This is a genomic window from Microcystis sp. M015S2 (genome assembly GCF_020245945.1).
Classification (GTDB): domain Bacteria; phylum Cyanobacteriota; class Cyanobacteriia; order Cyanobacteriales; family Microcystaceae; genus Microcystis.
On sequence record NZ_JADBTX010000084.1, the window covers coordinates 1 to 18,207 of the forward strand.

Here is an 18,207-nt window from a genome sequence, read left to right on the forward strand (position 1 = left end):
CTCTAAGACTTTCTGGTATAGTTCACTTATCATTTTCGTTATTTAGGTCATATATAGTAAATATGACTTATCTTTTTTGGGAGTCTGTGTCTGTATTCCATGCTACATAAGCTTTTCAGCTTGCTTGTCCCCCTGTCAGATAAAAGCCTTAAATCCTTGCCAACCTTATCACAACTTATTAGAGAAATAATTAGCGTGTCTCATGAATTAGATTCTGATAATTATAACAATGATTCCTCTGATAAAATAACACAATTTAAGGAGATTTTAAAGAAACATCGTTATCTTATTATTCTTGACGATGTCAATTGGGTTTTCTCCCCAATTCAATCTTTAGGTTCTTATAAAAAAGGATATGAAGAATACAGTATTCTCTTGACAATTTTATCGCAAACACAATATCAAAGCTGTATTATCATTAACAGTTGTGAATATATTCGTGAGCTTAATGATACTATGATTCTAGAGTTATCTGGACTAGGTAATGAGAGCAAACATATTATCAATGATTATAGCTTACAAGGTAAAGAGTATTACGAAGAATTAATATCTATCTACGAAGGAAACCCACTTTATTTAAAAATTATTAGCAGTCTAATTCGAGACTTATTTGCAGGAAATATTGCTGAGTTTTTAAGTTATGAACAACCCTTTTTTGATCATGACTTAATAGATGTTTTGCGAGAAACATTAAGTTTTCTAATTACCAGTGAAATTCAATTACTTAAATTTCTCGCCAATCAGCCGGATAGAATATCAATGAATCAAATTAAAAAACATCCTAATATTTTATCCTCAAAAGAATTAATTAATAATCTTCAATCTCTGAAAAGACGCTTAATGATTTCTCTAGAACAGCAAGATGATCAAATTTATGTGGCCATTCCTTTTATCATCAAAAATTTTATTATTTCTTACATAGATTAAATTAAATTTTGTTTTGTGTTAAATTTTTAGTATTTGACTACTTAATTGATGTGATAATTTTTTTTTCAGAGCCTGTTAGCAAACAACTATTATTAACTGAAAATAAGTTCTACTCAAGGAAATTTTGTCACTACTTTTACAAAAAGATAAGGCTTTCAGATGATGAAATGGTAGGGATTTGAATCATCGCTAATTCAGTTTATATGGCTCTTCGTTACTTGGTATGGTTCGATAGGGGGGCATAAATTGACTAAATCCTTATCTGGCAAGAGACTTAATTGATGAGTTCGCTTTAGATCAAAAACAATTGACAAAAATCGCCAAATGCCTTTCTACATAAGGGTTATATCCCCTATAACCCCAGTCCATTGCATAACACAAACCGAAGAGCCGTTTATATTAATAATTGATAGAATGCCTCTGGATATAGATCCTAAAACAGGGCAGAAATCATTTTGTCCAAAATACATCTAAGCAAACAGCAGCTGATTACTGATTACCCTAACCTAATTTACCTTCATCTTTCTCTAGGTTTTAAAACGCAGCAAACCAGAAATATTGGTCTTATCCCCTGATAAATTATTGTCTATGGGTGATAGGTGATAAGCTAAACGGCTTTTACTTCGGATCACCGATATAGACTCCAAAAGGGTTATAGCTATTGGATCATGCAGGTTAAGCGCCGTTTAGCTTACAAGCAATCCACGGTCAACCAGAAAGACTAGCGAAACAAGAATTATTAACCCTAATTAGTTCCGTTTAAAAGTTGAGAACGAAGCAAATCGATCGCATTTAAATAACTCGGCATCGGTTCATCACCTAACAGGCAAGCACTGCGATCCACGCTAATCATATCATCACCCCAAAACACTTGACCGAGAGGAATAGATTTTCCTCGATCCGGTCGCCAATTACTACTAAAATATTTGAGATTAGCGTCCACCACTGCCCCATCAAAAAGATGACCGATACAAAAATAAACATCCTGTAAAATTAGCGGTACGGAGGGGCGATGTAATTGCCCCCGCGAGTTAGGACTACGGGCTTTATAATGACTACGGGGAAAGAGTCCATAGAGATTTTTTAAAGAAGCAGAAATCAAGGGTTTATCCTTTAAATGGGTGCGTTTTAAGGTTCCAATCGTGATCCGACAATCCACTTCTTCGATAATTTTAGGGGCAAACATCGAGGGAAAACGGACAGGAGAAGGGGAAAGATTCGGATATTCTTGCTGTGGTAAACTATCAGCATCAAGAATAGTTATTCCAGGATCGAGAATAGATTTTACACCCAAAATATCGATAATTTCTCTCAAAGAAATAGCCGAACAAACTCCCTCTAATAAAATGATTTCTGCCCCAGGATTTACCCCTCTCAATCCCCGCAAAACTTGACTTAATACCGGCAGACTAACCGTTACTGGTGGTGGCACAGGATAACCTAAATTAGGTTTAATTAAAATACGTTTAGCTGTGATAGCTGCCTGGGGAGGTTGATAAACAAAATCCGCCATAGCTGAATTTTTTACCCCAGCAGTAATTGAGGATTGGGTAATCATAGAAAGGAAAATAAATCAATGGGAAGCTGACAGATTAGCCAGATCATTTAGGGAGTTTACCTGCTGTAAAGCTTGCCAGATTACCCTGGAATCGGCCCCAGGAAAATGGCTATTTTCACTAATATAACGCTTCCAAGCCTTAGTTCCGGGCTGACCGGCAAAAAGCTGTAAAAGATGTTTGCTGATCTGGTGTAATTTATAACCTTTACTCACCCATTCATCGATGTAGGGAAGCATTTTTTTGATTACTTCTTCCCGGGTAGGAGGAGTAACCGATTCCCCATAAAAATCTCGATCGACTGTGGCAAATAAATAGGGATTATCGTAGGCTGCCCGACCGATCATGACCGCATCTACTAATTGTAAATGTTGTCTAGCCTGTTCTAAATTAATGATACCGCCATTAATTTCAATAAACAAATGGGGAAACTGATTTTTTAGGCGATAAACATCATCGTAACGTAAAGGGGGAACGGTGCGATTTTCCTTGGGACTTAATCCCTGTAACCAAGCTTTACGCGCATGGATGGTAAAACGTTGACAACCCGCATCCGCAACAATACGGACAAAATTCGCCATATTTTCGTAACTATCCTGATGATCAATGCCAATTCTCTGTTTTACAGTCACGGGAATCGATACAGCTTGATTCATTGCCGATATTCCCCTAGCGACTAATTCCGGGTTAGCCATCAAACAAGCGCCGAAATTGCCCTCTTTTACCCTGGAACTAGGACAACCCACATTGAGATTTACCTCGTCATAACCCATATCTTCGGCTATTTTAGCACATTCTGCCAAAAGATAGGGATTATCACCCCCTAACTGCAAAGCTAGAGGTTTTTCTGCTAGGGAGAACCCCAGCAACTTATCGCGATCACCGTGTTTAATTGCCATCGTCGTGATCATTTCCGTGTAGAGAAGGGGACGACGGCTAATTTGTCGCAAAAAATAGCGAAAATGGCGATCGGTATAATCCATCATCGGCGCCACACTTAAAATATTGCCCATCTTTCCCTTGATTTTCTCCTTGAGGGTAGCCATTGATTGCTGATCGGGACATTCTCTGGGGAAACCCAGAGAATATAGCGGTGTGCAGTCGTATGAAGTACAGTGTCACGAGCTATAAACCATGCTAGGCAAGGCTTGGTCTGTATCTCACTCAAGCGCTTACCGCTATAACCAGTCTTCCTCTCAAGATATTTTAGAGCCTTTTGGTAAGTTGACTATCTAAGTAGGTAGGCGTTAAAAGTTGTCAGACACCCCCCTTATCAAGGGGGGATTAAGGGGGGATCCCCCCGCCTATCGGCACCCCCCTTATCAAGGGGGGATCAAGGGGGGATTAAAGGCAAAATCCATTTTTAATTTAATTATAACCAGCTACTTAAATTACTGGTTAAGACTGCACCGGAGAAAGGACAAGGGGACTTTTTTGACTTATCTCCGTGGGATATTTGCCCCTTTAATCGTGTCGCGGATGACGATTTTTTGTTCTTTGGAATAACCGGCAAAAGAACGACTAGCAAGTAACTCAATTTCTATCCCCGTACCCGATCGCAAAGATTCCACAGGTAAGGGTAATTGACCGATATCCAGAATAAATTGATTGCCCTCCTGTCGGATCAAATTAGCAGGCATATCTCCTTCATAGCGAGTGACAAAATCGGTTCTGGGACTGGTTTGCAGGTCATCTGCTTGCCAACGAGTGACGCGATAACGCAGTTTAAATTTAGTGCCGATTAAATTTGATTGAGAAGCTTTATCTTCGAGAAAAAGCCTTAAATCAGTACCATTTCCTGTAATACCTTTTGCTTCTAATCGGGTAACATCTCGTTCAAAAACAGCATTATAAACGACAAATTCCGTAACATTATTGCGTTTTTGAGTGGTTCCCTCGATCCAGAGTTCACTGGGGACAGTTACCCTCATTTCCTTTTGATCATCGAGGGTTAAAGTAAAACGCTGATTAGTAAACCGGTTAAACTCTTGAGGCGCATTCCAAATTAAAATAAAAGAACGTTCCGATCGATCTAATAAAATTCGAAATTGATCATCGATCAGGGAACCGGGGGCAAATAAAGACATTGCCCCAGTGCGAGTTTCCCAAGTATTTTTAGATAGAATATAACCCCGTTCTTTTAACTCCGACAGGGGAACAGTTGCGCTCGGTTGATCGGCAGTTAAAGGGCGATCGATTTGAATTAAAGTTAACTGTCCTAAACGACCCTCGCGACCGTTACGACCACTATTACCCGTCGCCCCATCCAGACCATCCTGACAGCTAAATTCTCTGGTGGTACAGCTATAATTGGCATCCCCTGGCCTACCGCTACAGGTTTGAATTGTCCAGAAAGGTTGGGAACAGCGACAACCCTTGCCCCCTTGACCTCCTTGACCCCCAAAACCCCCAGCGCCTCCGGCCGCATTGACCGTTACTTGTCTTAAAAAATCTAAATTAGTGGCATAGAGGGTTAAAGCGCCGCCATTGCCCCCATCACCCCCATTACCCCCATTGCCACCGTTACCACCACCGGCCGCCTGAAGATTTCGTGTTACGTTGCCCGGTTGACCGCTACAGTTGCCATCGCTGCCATTGCTGCCATTTTCACCATCGACCCCTTTTTGTCCTGAAATATCGAGTTTTAGGGGAGAACCATCGAGAAAAAGGGTTAAACTGTCACTATTTTTGCCTTGGCCGCCGATCTTGCCATCTTTTCCGCTTTGGCCCTGTTTACCGAAAGTCTGTACATCGGAACCTTGGGCTAACCAAGAACAGCGATCGCCCATCACCGTGGCGGGCATTAGGTACGGTAAAGGGAGAAAAAAGGTGAATATTAATGATTTAGCCCAAAAATTCATGATTTTAGCGAATTTATCCGCAAAGACTCCGATCAATTCCCTCTTGATGACTTTTGGATCTAGATTTTTGTTTCCCCTCTATCAATAAGGTGCGCTATCATCCTACACTTACTTTGAGAAGGAAACAGCCAATCGCGAGGGTTACGCGCGTGAAAAAAGTATTAGCTATTATCTTGGGTGGCGGGGCCGGAACTCGCCTTTATCCGTTAACGAAACTGCGGGCAAAACCTGCCGTCCCCCTAGCGGGAAAATATCGCTTAATCGATATTCCCGTCAGCAATTGTATTAACTCCCAGATTGACAAAATCTATGTGTTGACGCAATTTAACTCCGCTTCCCTCAATCGTCACCTCAATCGTACCTACAATTTTACGGGTTTTAGTGATGGTTTCGTGGAAGTTTTGGCGGCTCAACAAACCATGGAAAATCCTCAATGGTTCCAAGGCACGGCCGACGCAGTACGACAATATATCTGGACGATGAAGGATTGGGATATCGATGAATATCTAATTCTCTCGGGAGATCATCTCTATCGCATGGACTACAGCAAGTTCATCGAACGCCATCGGGAAACCAACGCCGATATCACTTTATCGGTAGTTCCCATCGATGAACGTCGCGCCTCCGCTTTTGGGGTGATGAAAATTAATGATTCGGGGCGAATTGTCGATTTTTATGAGAAACCCAAAGGGGCAGAATTGGAAAGAATGCGGGTAGATACGACGATTTTAGGCTTAAGTCCTGACCAAGCCCGTCAAAGTCCCTACATCGCTTCCATGGGAATTTATGTCTTTAAAAAGAATGTTTTAATCGATCTGCTCGATGCCAATAAAGAACAGACCGATTTCGGCAAGGAAATTATTCCCTCGGCGGCTAAAGACTACAATCTTCAGGCTTATTTATTTAAGGGTTACTGGGAAGATATCGGCACGATTGAAGCCTTTTATGAGTCTAATCTCGCCTTGACCCAACAACCAAATCCCGCCTTTAGTTTCTACGACGAAAAAGCCCCCATCTATACCCGTTCTCGCTATCTGCCACCAACAAAAATGCTCAATTGTACGGTGACAGAATCGATGATTTCTGAAGGTTGTATTCTCAAAGAATGTCGCATCCATCACTCGATTTTAGGTATTCGTAGTCGAGTCGGCAAAGACTGCACGATCGAGGATACAATGCTGATGGGAGCCGACTTTTATGAGTCTTTCCCCGAACGGGAAAGTCTGATCGGAAATGCCAAAATTCCCGTGGGTATCGGCCCTGGTTCCACTATTCGTCGGGCAATTGTGGACAAAAATGCTCGCATTGGTTCCAATGTTTTAATTGTTAACAAAGATCGTGTGGAAGAAGCTAATCGCGAAGATTTAGGTTTCTATGTTCGCAGCGGCATCGTGGTTATTTTCAAAAATGCCACTATTCCCGACGGGACAGTAATTTAATCTATCAGTTATCAGTTATCAGTTATCAGTTATCAGTTTTTCCATTTTTCTAGTTATTATCGCTTGAATATAGCCGCAGGCTGATGGCTTCAGCTAATTACCTAGACAATTCCCTTGAAATCCTATCCTTTTCTAGAAGTGATAGCAAAATCTCCCGAGCAGCTCCTCTGAAAATCAGAAAAATTTCTATATTTTTGCATCCGATTCTAGGTTTTCAATTAACCTTAAATTAAAAGCCTAGGGCTTAGATATAAGCCATTCAAAGGATATTTATGAAAGCCAAAATTGCGATCGCTTGTCAGGGAGGCGGCAGTCAAACTGCTTTTACTGCCGGTGCATTAAAAGCATTATTTGACAATAAAGTGGAAGATTACTTTAATATTGTCAGTCTCAGTGGTACTTCTGGCGGTGCTATCTGTGCCTTTTTCACCTGGTATGCTCTCAAAAAAGGTGATAGCATCGTTTGGAAAAGAATGATTGATTTTTGGGAAGATAATAGCGCTCGAACTCCCCAAGAACAACTATTTAATGACTCAGCCATTAAAACCCTAGAATTAGCCAGCAAAGGATTAATTCCCCAGTATAATCTCAGTCCTTACTCTCCGATTACTAAAACCTTATTTTCCCTAGCTACCTACGGTTTACGCAGTCGCTTTACCAACTTTGATCAGTTACTAAGAGCGCATATTGATTTCTCTGAATTAGCCACTTGGGGAGCTAAACCCGAACCGCCAATTTTATTAATGGGGGCCTGTAATGTCCTGACAGGAAAATTAAGTAAATTTAACTCGCGCGAGGAAGCGGTTAAAATTGAACATATCCTAGCTTCTGCCTGTGTTCCTAACATTTTTCCTGCTGTCACCATTGAAACTATGGCCTACTGGGATGGACTATTTTCCGATAATCCCCCCATCCGTTCTTTAATTCGCCGTGAATTTGTCGGAGTCGAAAATATTCCCGATGAAATTTGGGTAATTAAAATTAATCCCACCTCTAGAGATAAGATCCCCGTGCAATCCGATGATATTGCTGATCGCCGCAATGAATTAGAAGGCAATGTTTCCCTATTTCAAAGTCTCGATCAGATTGACTTTCTCAATCAATTATTTCTTAAAGGAGCCTTTAAAGAGGAATTCTTGCGCGAGATCGAATTAAAAGAACCATTTAAAATTCCTAAATCTTTCCCGGAAGATCCCGATCAAGATTACCATATTCCTATGATCGAAATGTCGGCGGAATTAGCCAATAGTCTCAACTATGAAAGTAAACTTGATCGCTCTCCCGCCAATATTCAGCGTCTGATCGCTGACGGGGAAAAACAGGGAAAACAATTTCTAGAACATCGACTAAAAGCTATGGGTTTAAGATAAACTGTTCGTAATTTAAATTGCTTGTTGAAACGAGGCAAGAGGCAAGAGGCAATAGTAAAGGGATTGGGGGAGATTCGGCTAACCTAAGAATAAGCGGTTTAAATACATCTTAGCTTAGGGTTTGCTAAAAAAGTTCTTCCCGGTGGCGGTGATAAGTAGCTAGACACAATTAATTATACATATCTAACTACCTTTTGCCTTTTGCATGAGTGCCTTTCCTAACTAAGAAGTTAATTTTGTCCTATTACTTAATAATCACTGATTTTCATTGATTAATACCCGTCCAGATAGATCGTAAATCATAATATCCCATTGCCCATTTTTTGCCGCTTCAAAAGCCACTTTAGAACCATCGGCACTGATGATCGGATTGCGTACTTCCGCGAGCAGATCGGGAGCAATTTCCCTTCTCTGTTGAGTTTGTCGATCATACAGATAAATAGCCGTTTTTCCCTGACGACTAGCAGTAAAAACGATATAACGACCATCTTCACTAATGGAAGGACTAGAAGCGATCTGATCGAGAGAATTTAGTCCGGGTAAAGGCAGTAAACGGCGATCGATAGCATCAAAAAGATAGATAGCTTGGGAACCATTGCGATCGGAAGCAAAAACTAGATAGCGAGAGGCAAGATAGGGAGTTAATTCACTAGCAGCACTGTTTAAACTTCTCCCCCCTTGATCGAAAGGAAAAGACAATAAACTGGGATAACCCGCACATCCAGTTAACAAACTAGTTACAGCAACAAGACTAATAAAAAAATAACGTTTCACGGTTTGGGACTTTCAACGGGACTGCCATCGGCAATATCTAACTCGATATTCGGACCGCGATCGAGAACCTCCACATCCCATTGTCCCCGACGAGCGGACTCGAAGACAAGATAACGACCATCGGGACTAAGACGGGGATTTCGCAACCAACCGCGATAATTTTGACTCAATAACTCAGAGCGATCGGTAATGCGATCATATAAAGCGATGACGGGACGACCCTCAATAATCACCACATAAGCCAGATAACGCCCCGTTTGGCTTAAACTAGGGCTATCGGTAATTTCTTGACCCGTATATAATCCCCCTAGGGTCTGATATTGTTTTGTCTGCAAATCATAAAGCAGTATCTGATTACTACCGCGACGATTAGACAGCAAAGCCAGCCAACGACCATCACCGCTGAGGGCAGGTTTTTCGTCATTATAGCGACTATTTAGGGTTCCTGTAGATAAACCGGGGTTATTGAGATTACAACCGCCTATAACCCCTAAAAACAAGCAGATAAACAGGAAAAAGGGAGCTTTGGTCATCGGACCTACTCCTTAATAGTCAAACCTAGTCGGATTATCATTACTCGACTCCCGTTCACTATTATCCGGTCTCTGCCAATCTTCTTGATCGCTCGTATCCCTAGGATCGATCGGTTGATAATCGACGTATTCCCCTTTAAATGGCGGATCATCCTCAATTATTGGGCGAGGACGACGTTTTTGGCTAGTGCGGGGCGGTTTACTGCTCGTCTCTTCACTAGCGGGACGACGACGGGGACGGGGACTGGTTTCTTCCCAATCATCACCGCTACGGCGCTGATCATAAACATCTCGATCGCTAGTGGGAGAACTATTGCGGGGACGACGATTAGTCGTTTTGCGACTGCTGGTATCGGCTGGCCGACGGGTGCGGGTGCTGCGGGGTTCCTCGTCCTGATAACTAGAAGTGCGGGAAGAGCGGGGATCCTCGTAACCGCGTAAACGGGGATTATCTTCGTAACGTTCCTCCGGTTCGTAGGTGTCGAGGGGTTCTAATTCGGCCTGATATTCCCGACTCACAGGACGTTCATCCACAAAAGACGTGCCGCGGCGGGCCTGTTCCGTGGTTAAACCCCGCAATTTTACCGTCTCGAAGGCAAAAAACACCGCTGCCCCGGTCAGCAAAAATTGTCCGAATTGCAAAATCGGATCCAGTCGCCACCCTTGAAAAAGTAGAATCAAACCGCACAGTAAACCAACGGCGGCAAAAAATATATCATGATCCCTGGAAAGTTCCGGCCGCACCGAGCGCAGGAAGTATAATCCCGCTCCGGCCACTGCCAGAAAAATTCCTAAGATACTGGCCGAATTCAGCCCAAAATTGACCATCTTTATCTCCCTTCTCGGTGCTTAAATTCAAGAATCGAGTCTTTATCTATAGCCGTCAGCTTTCAGCAGCAATCTTGCTGTTTTTAACTTCTAGAGTCGAGCTATATTCTAACCCCGAAGTCTAGCACTATATCTATCATCCTCGATTCTAACTTACTCGATCGAGCCTAGTTTAAACAACTATTGTTAGGAAAGTGGGGAAGTGGTAAAGTGGGGAGACCACTTCGTGCGCGTTGCGGGGGGAAGTAGGGAAGTGGGGAGATTTTATCAGTGAACAGTGAACAGTAAACAGTGAACTGAAAACTCACATCTGATAACTGATAAGGCTGAGATTTTAACAAAATCTTTAGGAATTGCCCATTGACAGGATTGACTAAATGTGATATGTAGGTTTCGGGCATTTTAACGTGATTTCTTGATCACTTTTGAGCGATCGCTATTGTTGGGAAGTTAATCGCCGAAAGTCTGAAAGGAGGGATTTTCATTAATGCACATCATGGTTAATTTGTAAAGTGCGTAAGTCCTAATCTTAATAAGATCAGACAGAAATTTTTCTGTCATATCATAAAATTAACTTAACCTAGACAAGAGGGAATTAGCATAGAATGTGATTATAATTCAGGCTAAACATATAGTCTGTTTGTATTCATAGTCCATTCAATCCATAGAATAAGGTGTGAGGATTGACCCATGTCAAAACTATTCAAGAATTTAGTAAAGGTAACTCCTTTAGTATTAGGTGCTTCCGTGGCGGCTGCTGGCAGCGCAGTGGCTCAAACTATGCCTGGTACACCCCAACTCAAGGTTGATCCAGTAGCGCAACAACAACTCGATCGCATTCAACGCGCCCAAAATAGTCAGCAGATTAATACGGGTGTTTATCAGGGTTCCATGTCCCAGGTGACTAGCGTTAACCAACTGCGGGACGTATCTCCCACCGCTTGGGCCTACGAGGCATTAAGAAGTCTTGTGGAACGTTACGGTTGTATCGTGGGTTATCCCGACCGTACCTTCCGTGGTGATCGCGCCACCACTCGTTGGGAATTTGCCGCAGGTTTAAACGCTTGTTTAAACGTCATGGAACGTTTAATTCAAGATGGTGTCGGTGTACTCAGAGAAGATATCGATAAATTAAAACGTCTTGTTCAAGAATTTGAGACCGAACTAGCGGCTTTAGGGGCTAGAGTAGATAACCTTGAACAGCGCGTTGCTTTCTTGGAAAATAACCAATTTTCCACCACCACCAAACTCAGAGGCGAGGTCATCTTCAGTATCGCCGATAGCTGGGGGGGTCAAGCTTCCATTACCAATACCAACGGTACGGTGACTGAGGGCAGCAATCAAGATCAGACCCAAGCAGTATTTAATAATCGGGTACGACTCAACTTTGAAACCAGCTTCACTGGTAAAGATTTGTTAAGAACCCGTTTACAAGCGGGTAACTTTAATACCACTTTCAACCAAAACGGACCGACGAGAACCAACATGACCCGTCTGGCATACGATGATGGTCGTGATAACGATGTCACCATTGATGACTTGTTCTACCGCGCTCCCATCGGCACTCCCTTCGGTAACATCACCATTTGGGTTGGTGCTAACCAGTTAAACCTAGATGACGTTTTCATCACTGCTAACCCCTTCCTCGCCGATAGCGGTACAGGTGCTTTATCCCGCGGTCAACGCTACAATAACATCGTTTTCCGTGGTCCTTCGGGTGTTGGTGCTGGGGTCAGATTCAACATTGGCGATGTTTTCCAAGTCACAGGAACCTACCTAGCTGATGGTGGGACTAATGGTGCCAGCAATCCTAACCCTGGTAGCGGTTTATTTAACGGTTCCTACAGTGCGGGTGCTCAGGTTGGTTTCTCCTTCATCAAATTTGCCGATATTAACTTCGTTTACGTTCACAGTTATCAAACTGCAGCCAGTATGAGTTCTGGTTTATTCGGTAACGTCAGCAGCCCTCTCACCGAGCGTCCCTTTGGTAACGTTGGTACTACTGCTAACCGTTTCGGTCTTCAGGCGAGCGCCCAAGTTATCCCAGGAGTCTTAAATCTAGCCGGCTGGGGTGGTTACGCCGATGCTTCGGCCACTGGCGTTAACAATGCGATCGGAGACAATAACACTGGTATCTGGTCTTGGAACCTTAACCTCTCCGTTCTCGACCTCTTTGCCGAAGGTGCGGCCCTGTCCATCGGTGGTGGTCAAGTACCCCGTTCCGACAAGGAAGATGGCACTTCCTACATGGTGGAAGCTCAGTATAAGTTCCCAGTCACCAAAAACATCCTGATTACCCCCGGTGCCTATGCGATCTTCAACGCTAACAACCGTAATAACGACACCATTTTTGTCGGTGTCCTCCGGACAACTTTCCGTTTCTAAGCTGAGTTGACGGACTTGGTAAAACGGTGGGATTTATAGATCTCACCGTTTTTTTACTTTTAACTTTTCACTGGGTATAACCATTTATGAGAAGATGATCGGAGCGTCCCAAACGCCGCTATATTTACTTCGCCTATTTAGTTGCTTATCTATGCACTCTCTGTCTTTCCCCCGTCGCACTAAAATTGTGGCCACGATTGGTCCAGCCTCGCAAAATAAGGAAACATTACGTCAGATGATCAAGGCGGGGGCGACGACATTTAGATTAAACTTTTCCCATGGCGATCACGATTACCATCGTCACAGCATTAACCTGATCCGTCAGTTAGCCTTTGAACTCAATCAACCGATTGGCATCCTTCAGGATCTACAGGGGCCAAAAATTCGTTTAGGTAAATTTGCCTGTGGGTCGATTACCCTGAAACCGGGGGAACCGTTTATCCTTACTTCTAGGGATGTGGAATGTAATCAGGAAATAAGTTCCATTAGCTATCCCTCGCTCGCCCAAGAAGTCCCAGAAGGTTCGAGAATTCTCCTCGATGATGGTAAAGTCGAAATGCGGGTGGAATCAGTGGATCGTTTGAAAGGTGATCTTTCCTGTCGCGTGGTGGTTGGGGGTGTCTTATCTAGTAATAAAGGGGTGAATTTTCCCAACGTTTATCTGTCGGTGAAAGCGTTAACCGATAAGGACAAAAAAGATTTAATGTTCGGACTTTTGTGGGATGTGGATTGGATCGCCCTTAGTTTTGTGCGTAATCCCCAAGATATCCTCGAAATTAAAGAATTAATCGCCAGTGCGGGTAAATCTATCCCCGTGATCGCTAAAATTGAAAAACACGAAGCGATCGAGGAAATGGAGGAAATTTTATCCCTCTGTGATGGTGTTATGGTGGCCAGGGGAGATTTAGGAGTAGAATTACCAGCCGAAGACGTGCCAATCCTGCAAAAACGCCTGATTAATACCGCTAATCAGCTAGGCATCCCGATTATCACCGCCACTCAAATGCTTGACAGTATGGCCAGTAATCCTCGTCCCACCCGCGCCGAGGTTTCGGACGTGGCTAATGCGATTTTAGATGGCACTGATGCGGTCATGCTTTCCAATGAAACGGCTGTGGGTCATTATCCCATCGAAGCAGTGGCAACCATGGCCCGCATTGCCGAAAGGATCGAACGGGAACAGATCAATAGTGCCGCTCGCTCTAACAATAAACAATCGATTCCTAACGCTATTTCCTCGGCAGTTAGTCAAATTGCCGAACAATTGGGGGCAGCGGCAATTATTACCCTGACAAAAACCGGCTCTACTGCCCGTAATGTCTCCCGATTTCGCCCCAAAACCCCGATTTTAGCCGTTACTCCCCATCGAGAAGTGGCACAGCAGTTACAGCTAGTTTGGGGCGTAAAACCGATGTTATTACTCGATTTACCCTCCACCAGCCAAACTTTTCAAGTGGCGATGAATCTTGCCCAGGAAAATAACCTCCTCGCGGATGGTGATTTAGTGGTGATGACGGCGGGAACTCTGCAAGGGGTGGCCGGTTCCACGGATTTAATTAAGGTGGAAGTGGTAAAATCCCTTTTAGGCAAAGGTACGGGTATCGGCCAGGGTGTGGCTAGTGGCCGGGCGCGAGTAGCCCATAATGCCCGAGAAGTGGGTAGTTTTAGTAGTGGGGAGATTTTAGTCGTTCCCACCACCAGCGCCGAATATGTGGATATGATGCGGAAAGCTGGCGGAATTATCACCGAGGATACCGCGATGAATAATCACGCCGCTACTATCGGTTTAAAATTGGGTATTCCTGTGATTGTCGGGGTTAAAGATGCCACGAAAATTATCCGCGAAGGGGTGATCATTAGTCTCGATGCTCAACGGGGTTTAATTTATTCTGGTATTGGCAAGGGTGCGGCAACTATGAAAAACTGAGTCGGTCGTCAGGAGTCGGTAGTCAGGAGATTATTTTTATTTATTCTACCTACTCCCTGCTCCCCACTTCATTAGAGTTCTTGCATAATTAATTTTTGAGAGTGCAAAAATGAGAAAAATAGACATAAAATTGCATAAAAGCCCTAAATAGAGCATTTAATTGATTAATGCTCATTCTTAATTCTCCTGACTCCTGAATACTGGCTCGGAGACTCCTCACCTAAGGTCAGATTTTTGATTTTTGCAAGAGGTCTATAATTCATAATTCATAATTCACAATTCCCCAAAACCCATTTTCACTTGTCTATGAGCGATTCTTACTCTCCTCCCGTCGATAATCCGGCCTATACTGTTGAACAAGCGATCGCTAATATCCAGCAAAGAGAAGACCTAGGAGCGCGTTATTATGCCGCTTGGTGGTTGGGTAGATTTCGTGTTCGTCAACCGGAGGCGATTTCGGCGTTAATTGCCGCTTTAGAGGACGAAAGCGATCGCACTCCCGACGGCGGTTATCCCCTGCGACGCAATGCCGCCAGCGCTTTAGGGAAATTAGATGATCTCAGTTGTGTTCCCGCCTTGATTGCCTGTCTCGACTGCGAAGATTATTATGTGCGCGAATCCGCTGCCCAGGCATTGGAAATGCTTCAGGATCAAAAAGCGATCGCACCTTTAAGGAAACTATTAGAGGGCGGCATCGAAGTGGCTGTTTTAGTGGCGGGAAAACCCCATTTAGTCCAACCCTACGAAGCGATTATCGAGGCCTTGGGAACCCTGCAAGCGAGGGAAGCGATTCCCCTCATCGAACCGTTTTTAAAGCATTTCGTCGAAAAAGTGCGTTATGCGGCTGCTCGCGCCCTCTATCAACTCACGACTAACCCCCACTATGGCGATATTCTGATTAAGGCTTTGCAAGGGGAAGAATTACAGCTGCGTCGTTCTGCTTTAATGGATTTAGGTGCTACGGGTTATCTGCCGGCTGCTCCTGCGATCGCTAATACTCTGGCGGAAAATAGTCTGAAACTGGTTGCCCTCAAGGAACTTTTAGAAAACCATCTAAAAAACAATTCTAGGGGCGAAAATATCTCCGAAATTCTCACTTTAATGGATAGTTTATTGTAATTAATAATTGGTTATTTTTTATCTAAATTCAAACTCATAAAATCCAGAGGTTTTTATGCTAATTCAAACCGATTATGTTAGGTGGCTAAACGAAACAATCACTCTGTTAAAACAAAAAAACTTTGATGAAGTTGACTGGGAAAACTTGATCGAGGAGATAGAAAGTTTGCTAGTCTCAGGCTAAGTTTCTAGGTCATTGGTTTATGGGGTAGCCAAATATCCTAAAACAGGATAGAGTATTGATATTCATACTGTTTATAAGACGATAAAAAAATCCATGGATATACCTGAGCCTTCCCATCGTCTGCCAAGTATAAAGAAGAATAAAGCAACAAGCACTGTTGGGCGTGGCAAAACTGTCCAACTTACTAAGAAACTAGCTTTTTCAGCTTGGAATAACAGCAGTGTTAGTCTGAGTCTTGGTAATAGCATTGAACATTATGATTCTTGGGAACAACCTATAGTAATAATCTCAGACGGAGGCTACGGTCTTTTAGGATTTGAAGGTGATACATCAGATCATCTTGACCTACCTGAATGGTATGAACCTCATGTGGAAGCTTGGTCTAAGTTGGCCTTGCCAAATACAACTCTTTGGTTTTGGAACTCAGAAATTGGCTGGGCTGTGGTACATCCAATACTTGAGAAATTTGGCTGGCGATATGTTAATTGTAATATATGGAATAAAGGAAAAGGTCATATTGCAGGTAATGTCAACACAGAGAAAATAAGGCGTTTTCCAGTGGTGACAGAGGTTTGTGTCCAATACGTTAGAGAAGTCAAAATTGCTGACTTAACACTTAAAGAATGGCTCCGAAAGGAATGGTTAAGATCAGGCTTACCTTTGCGTCAAGCTAATTTAGCTTGTGGTGTCGCAGATGCGGCAACAAGAAAATATTTTGACCAAGGACATTTATGGTATTTTCCCCCGCCCGAAATGTTTGAAAAATTAGTTTTCTATGCCAACGAACACGGAAACCCAGAGGGAAAACCCTATTTTTCTAAAAATGGCCAGCGTCCTTTAACAGGTAAAGAGTGGGAGAAGATGCGCTCTAAATTTAATTGCCCTCATGGTTTTACAAATGTTTGGGATCGTTCAGCTTTGCGCGATGATGAACGAATTAAGTCTAAGGATGGTAAAGCTGTTCACTTAAATCAAAAGCCACTGGATCTGATGAAATTAATTATTGCAGCTTCAAGTGAGGAACAGGATGTGGTTTGGGAACCATTTGGGGGGCTTTTCAGTGCCTCTTTAGCTGCCAATATCCTGAATCGAAAAGCTTTCGCTTGTGAAATTGACGAAACTTATTTCTATTATGGAGTCAAAAGGTTTAGTCAAGTAGTTCATCAATGTTCCCTTCTTTGATGCCAAGGTGTTCTCTTAAAGACGAAACTTATTTCTATTATGGAGTCAAAAGGTTTAGTCAAGTAGTTCATCAATGTTCCCTTCTTTGATGCCAAGGTGTTCTCTTAAAGCAGATTTAATTAACTCCTCTCGACGACTAGCTAAAAGCCTGTTCCACTGTCCAACTTTCATTCCAGAGAACTGTGTTCGATAAACACGCTTTTTAAAATCCTCAATTCCTGGATGTAAAATCCTGTCCATTTTGGCAAAATTAGTGTCTAATCTATATTTGAAGCGAGTGATCAGTTCCCGCAAGAGCATTTGATACTCTTGTGTCGGCTTATAAAGCCTGCCATCATTTCCCCAAGAATTAACTATTTCTTCAGCTTGAAATAGTTCTTTGTCCGTCCCTTGAAATTTGTATCCATTAGTATTTGTTTGTTGCAAATTTGCTCTCCTTTGGGTTGTATCTTCGGGTTCTAGAACAAGGTAATCAGGAGGATTATGATAATGATCATCTCTCGCTTTAGCCACTGAAAAGCCAGAGACAACGCATACATCTAGAATCTTGGGTTTGCCATAAATTACCGCTTCAGGCAGCCAAGCTATTAGAGAAACGTAGGTTTGATCAAACTGAAAATGATTTTGACTATCTTTGAAACGGGCTGTTATTTCAGTAGCTAATGGGAACCATGCTTTTATTTCTAATCCCGGGGTAGGCTGGATGCTACCCATGAAGACAGTATCAGGAAATCCTGGATCTTGCCTTTTCCATTCACCAAACGGCGCAAATATTTCCTGCTTATTCAAAAACTCAACAGTGTTAAATTCAATCAGATTTCCCAATAGTGGTGATAGCTTTGAAATTACTTTGGCTAAATTAACTGCTGCAGCAACCGATATTGGTCTAGCAATGTCTAATAGGTCAAATCTATGTCCAGACAAATCATCTAGATATTGCGATGCCAGGCTAATAACATCTTCTGTATTCATAACCCTTCCCCCTGAGAGGGGGACAAGCGAGCTAGAAGGTAGATAGGGCAAGCGATATCGCTCTTTGTCCTTTGATGTAATCCTTCAACCGATAGCGGCTAATTTGCATTAGCTCTTCTATATTTTTTTGGAACATTTGATGTAGCCCGA

14 protein-coding genes and 1 pseudogene are annotated in these 18,207 nt (G+C 42.8%); 8 read left to right on the forward strand and 7 right to left on the reverse strand.

Annotated features, from left to right (window positions below; genetic code table 11):
* Positions 1–195: 195 nt before the first annotated feature.
* Entirely contained in the window at positions 196–927 is a 732-nt protein-coding gene (locus tag IM473_RS15050; protein ID WP_287660351.1) for a hypothetical protein, read from the forward strand.
* Positions 928–1,672: 745 nt separating this feature from the next.
* Here the strand turns inward: IM473_RS15050 and IM473_RS15055 are convergent.
* The 3 genes from IM473_RS15055 to IM473_RS15065 all read right to left on the reverse strand — a co-directional run bounded on the left by IM473_RS15055 (position 1,673) and on the right by IM473_RS15065 (position 5,287).
* A complete protein-coding gene (locus IM473_RS15055) occupies positions 1,673–2,485 on the reverse strand; it encodes a DUF362 domain-containing protein (RefSeq protein WP_287660352.1) in 813 nt (270 codons plus the stop codon).
* A gap of 15 nt (positions 2,486–2,500) precedes the next feature.
* Positions 2,501–3,496 (reverse strand): tRNA dihydrouridine(20/20a) synthase DusA, encoded by a 996-nt coding sequence (gene dusA / locus IM473_RS15060; RefSeq protein ID WP_287660360.1) that lies wholly within the window; start codon positions 3,494–3,496, stop codon positions 2,501–2,503.
* 426 nt (positions 3,497–3,922) lie between these two features.
* Complete coding sequence (locus tag IM473_RS15065) at positions 3,923–5,287, reverse strand: collagen-like protein (protein ID WP_287660361.1); 1,365 nt, start codon at positions 5,285–5,287, stop codon at positions 3,923–3,925.
* A gap of 206 nt (positions 5,288–5,493) precedes the next feature.
* Here IM473_RS15065 and IM473_RS15070 point away from each other — a divergent pair, with 206 nt between their 5' ends.
* Complete coding sequence (locus tag IM473_RS15070) at positions 5,494–6,783, forward strand: glucose-1-phosphate adenylyltransferase (RefSeq protein WP_002784562.1); 1,290 nt, start codon at positions 5,494–5,496, stop codon at positions 6,781–6,783.
* 272 nt (positions 6,784–7,055) lie between these two features.
* The gene (locus IM473_RS15075) at positions 7,056–8,153 is read left to right on the forward strand and encodes a patatin-like phospholipase family protein (RefSeq protein WP_287660353.1); all 1,098 of its coding nucleotides are present in this window, start codon (positions 7,056–7,058) and stop codon (positions 8,151–8,153) included.
* A gap of 255 nt (positions 8,154–8,408) precedes the next feature.
* Here the strand turns inward: IM473_RS15075 and IM473_RS15080 are convergent, their stop codons facing one another.
* From IM473_RS15080 to IM473_RS15090, 3 genes are read right to left on the reverse strand one after another with little or no spacing between them, the layout of a single operon-like run.
* Positions 8,409–8,927 carry a TolB family protein gene (locus tag IM473_RS15080; RefSeq protein WP_287660354.1) on the reverse strand — a complete coding sequence of 173 codons (519 nt, stop codon included), beginning with the start codon at positions 8,925–8,927 and terminating at the stop codon, positions 8,409–8,411.
* Entirely contained in the window at positions 8,924–9,460 is a 537-nt protein-coding gene (locus IM473_RS15085) for a TolB family protein (RefSeq protein ID WP_002732502.1), read from the reverse strand. Before IM473_RS15085 ends, IM473_RS15080 begins: the two co-directional genes overlap by 4 nt.
* A 12-nt stretch (positions 9,461–9,472) precedes the next feature.
* Positions 9,473–10,288 carry a Ycf66 family protein gene (locus IM473_RS15090; RefSeq protein WP_287660355.1) on the reverse strand — a complete coding sequence of 272 codons (816 nt, stop codon included), beginning with the start codon at positions 10,286–10,288 and terminating at the stop codon, positions 9,473–9,475.
* A 690-nt stretch (positions 10,289–10,978) separates the two neighbouring features.
* On the opposite strand from IM473_RS15090, the gene IM473_RS15095 reads away from it, so the two are divergent.
* The 5 genes and pseudogenes from IM473_RS15095 to IM473_RS15115 all read left to right on the forward strand — a co-directional run bounded on the left by IM473_RS15095 (position 10,979) and on the right by IM473_RS15115 (position 17,085).
* Entirely contained in the window at positions 10,979–12,673 is a 1,695-nt protein-coding gene (locus IM473_RS15095) for an iron uptake porin (protein WP_287660356.1), read from the forward strand.
* A gap of 151 nt (positions 12,674–12,824) precedes the next feature.
* The gene (gene pyk, locus IM473_RS15100) at positions 12,825–14,600 is read left to right on the forward strand and encodes a pyruvate kinase (RefSeq protein ID WP_272080162.1); all 1,776 of its coding nucleotides are present in this window, start codon (positions 12,825–12,827) and stop codon (positions 14,598–14,600) included.
* Positions 14,601–14,906: 306 nt separating this feature from the next.
* Entirely contained in the window at positions 14,907–15,719 is an 813-nt protein-coding gene (gene cpcE / locus IM473_RS15105) for a C-phycocyanin alpha-cysteine-84 phycocyanobilin lyase subunit CpcE (RefSeq protein WP_287660357.1), read from the forward strand.
* Positions 15,720–15,774: 55 nt separating this feature from the next.
* Positions 15,775–15,888 (forward strand): annotated as a pseudogene (locus IM473_RS15110) (DUF29 family protein); the annotation flags it as partial.
* Positions 15,889–15,996: 108 nt separating this feature from the next.
* Entirely contained in the window at positions 15,997–17,085 is a 1,089-nt protein-coding gene (locus IM473_RS15115) for a DNA methyltransferase (protein ID WP_287660358.1), read from the forward strand.
* 54 nt (positions 17,086–17,139) lie between these two features.
* On the opposite strand, the gene IM473_RS15120 is transcribed toward IM473_RS15115, so the two are convergent.
* The gene (locus IM473_RS15120) at positions 17,140–18,057 is read right to left on the reverse strand and encodes a hypothetical protein (RefSeq protein ID WP_287660359.1); all 918 of its coding nucleotides are present in this window, start codon (positions 18,055–18,057) and stop codon (positions 17,140–17,142) included.
* Between the last annotated feature and the right edge of the window lie 150 nt (positions 18,058–18,207).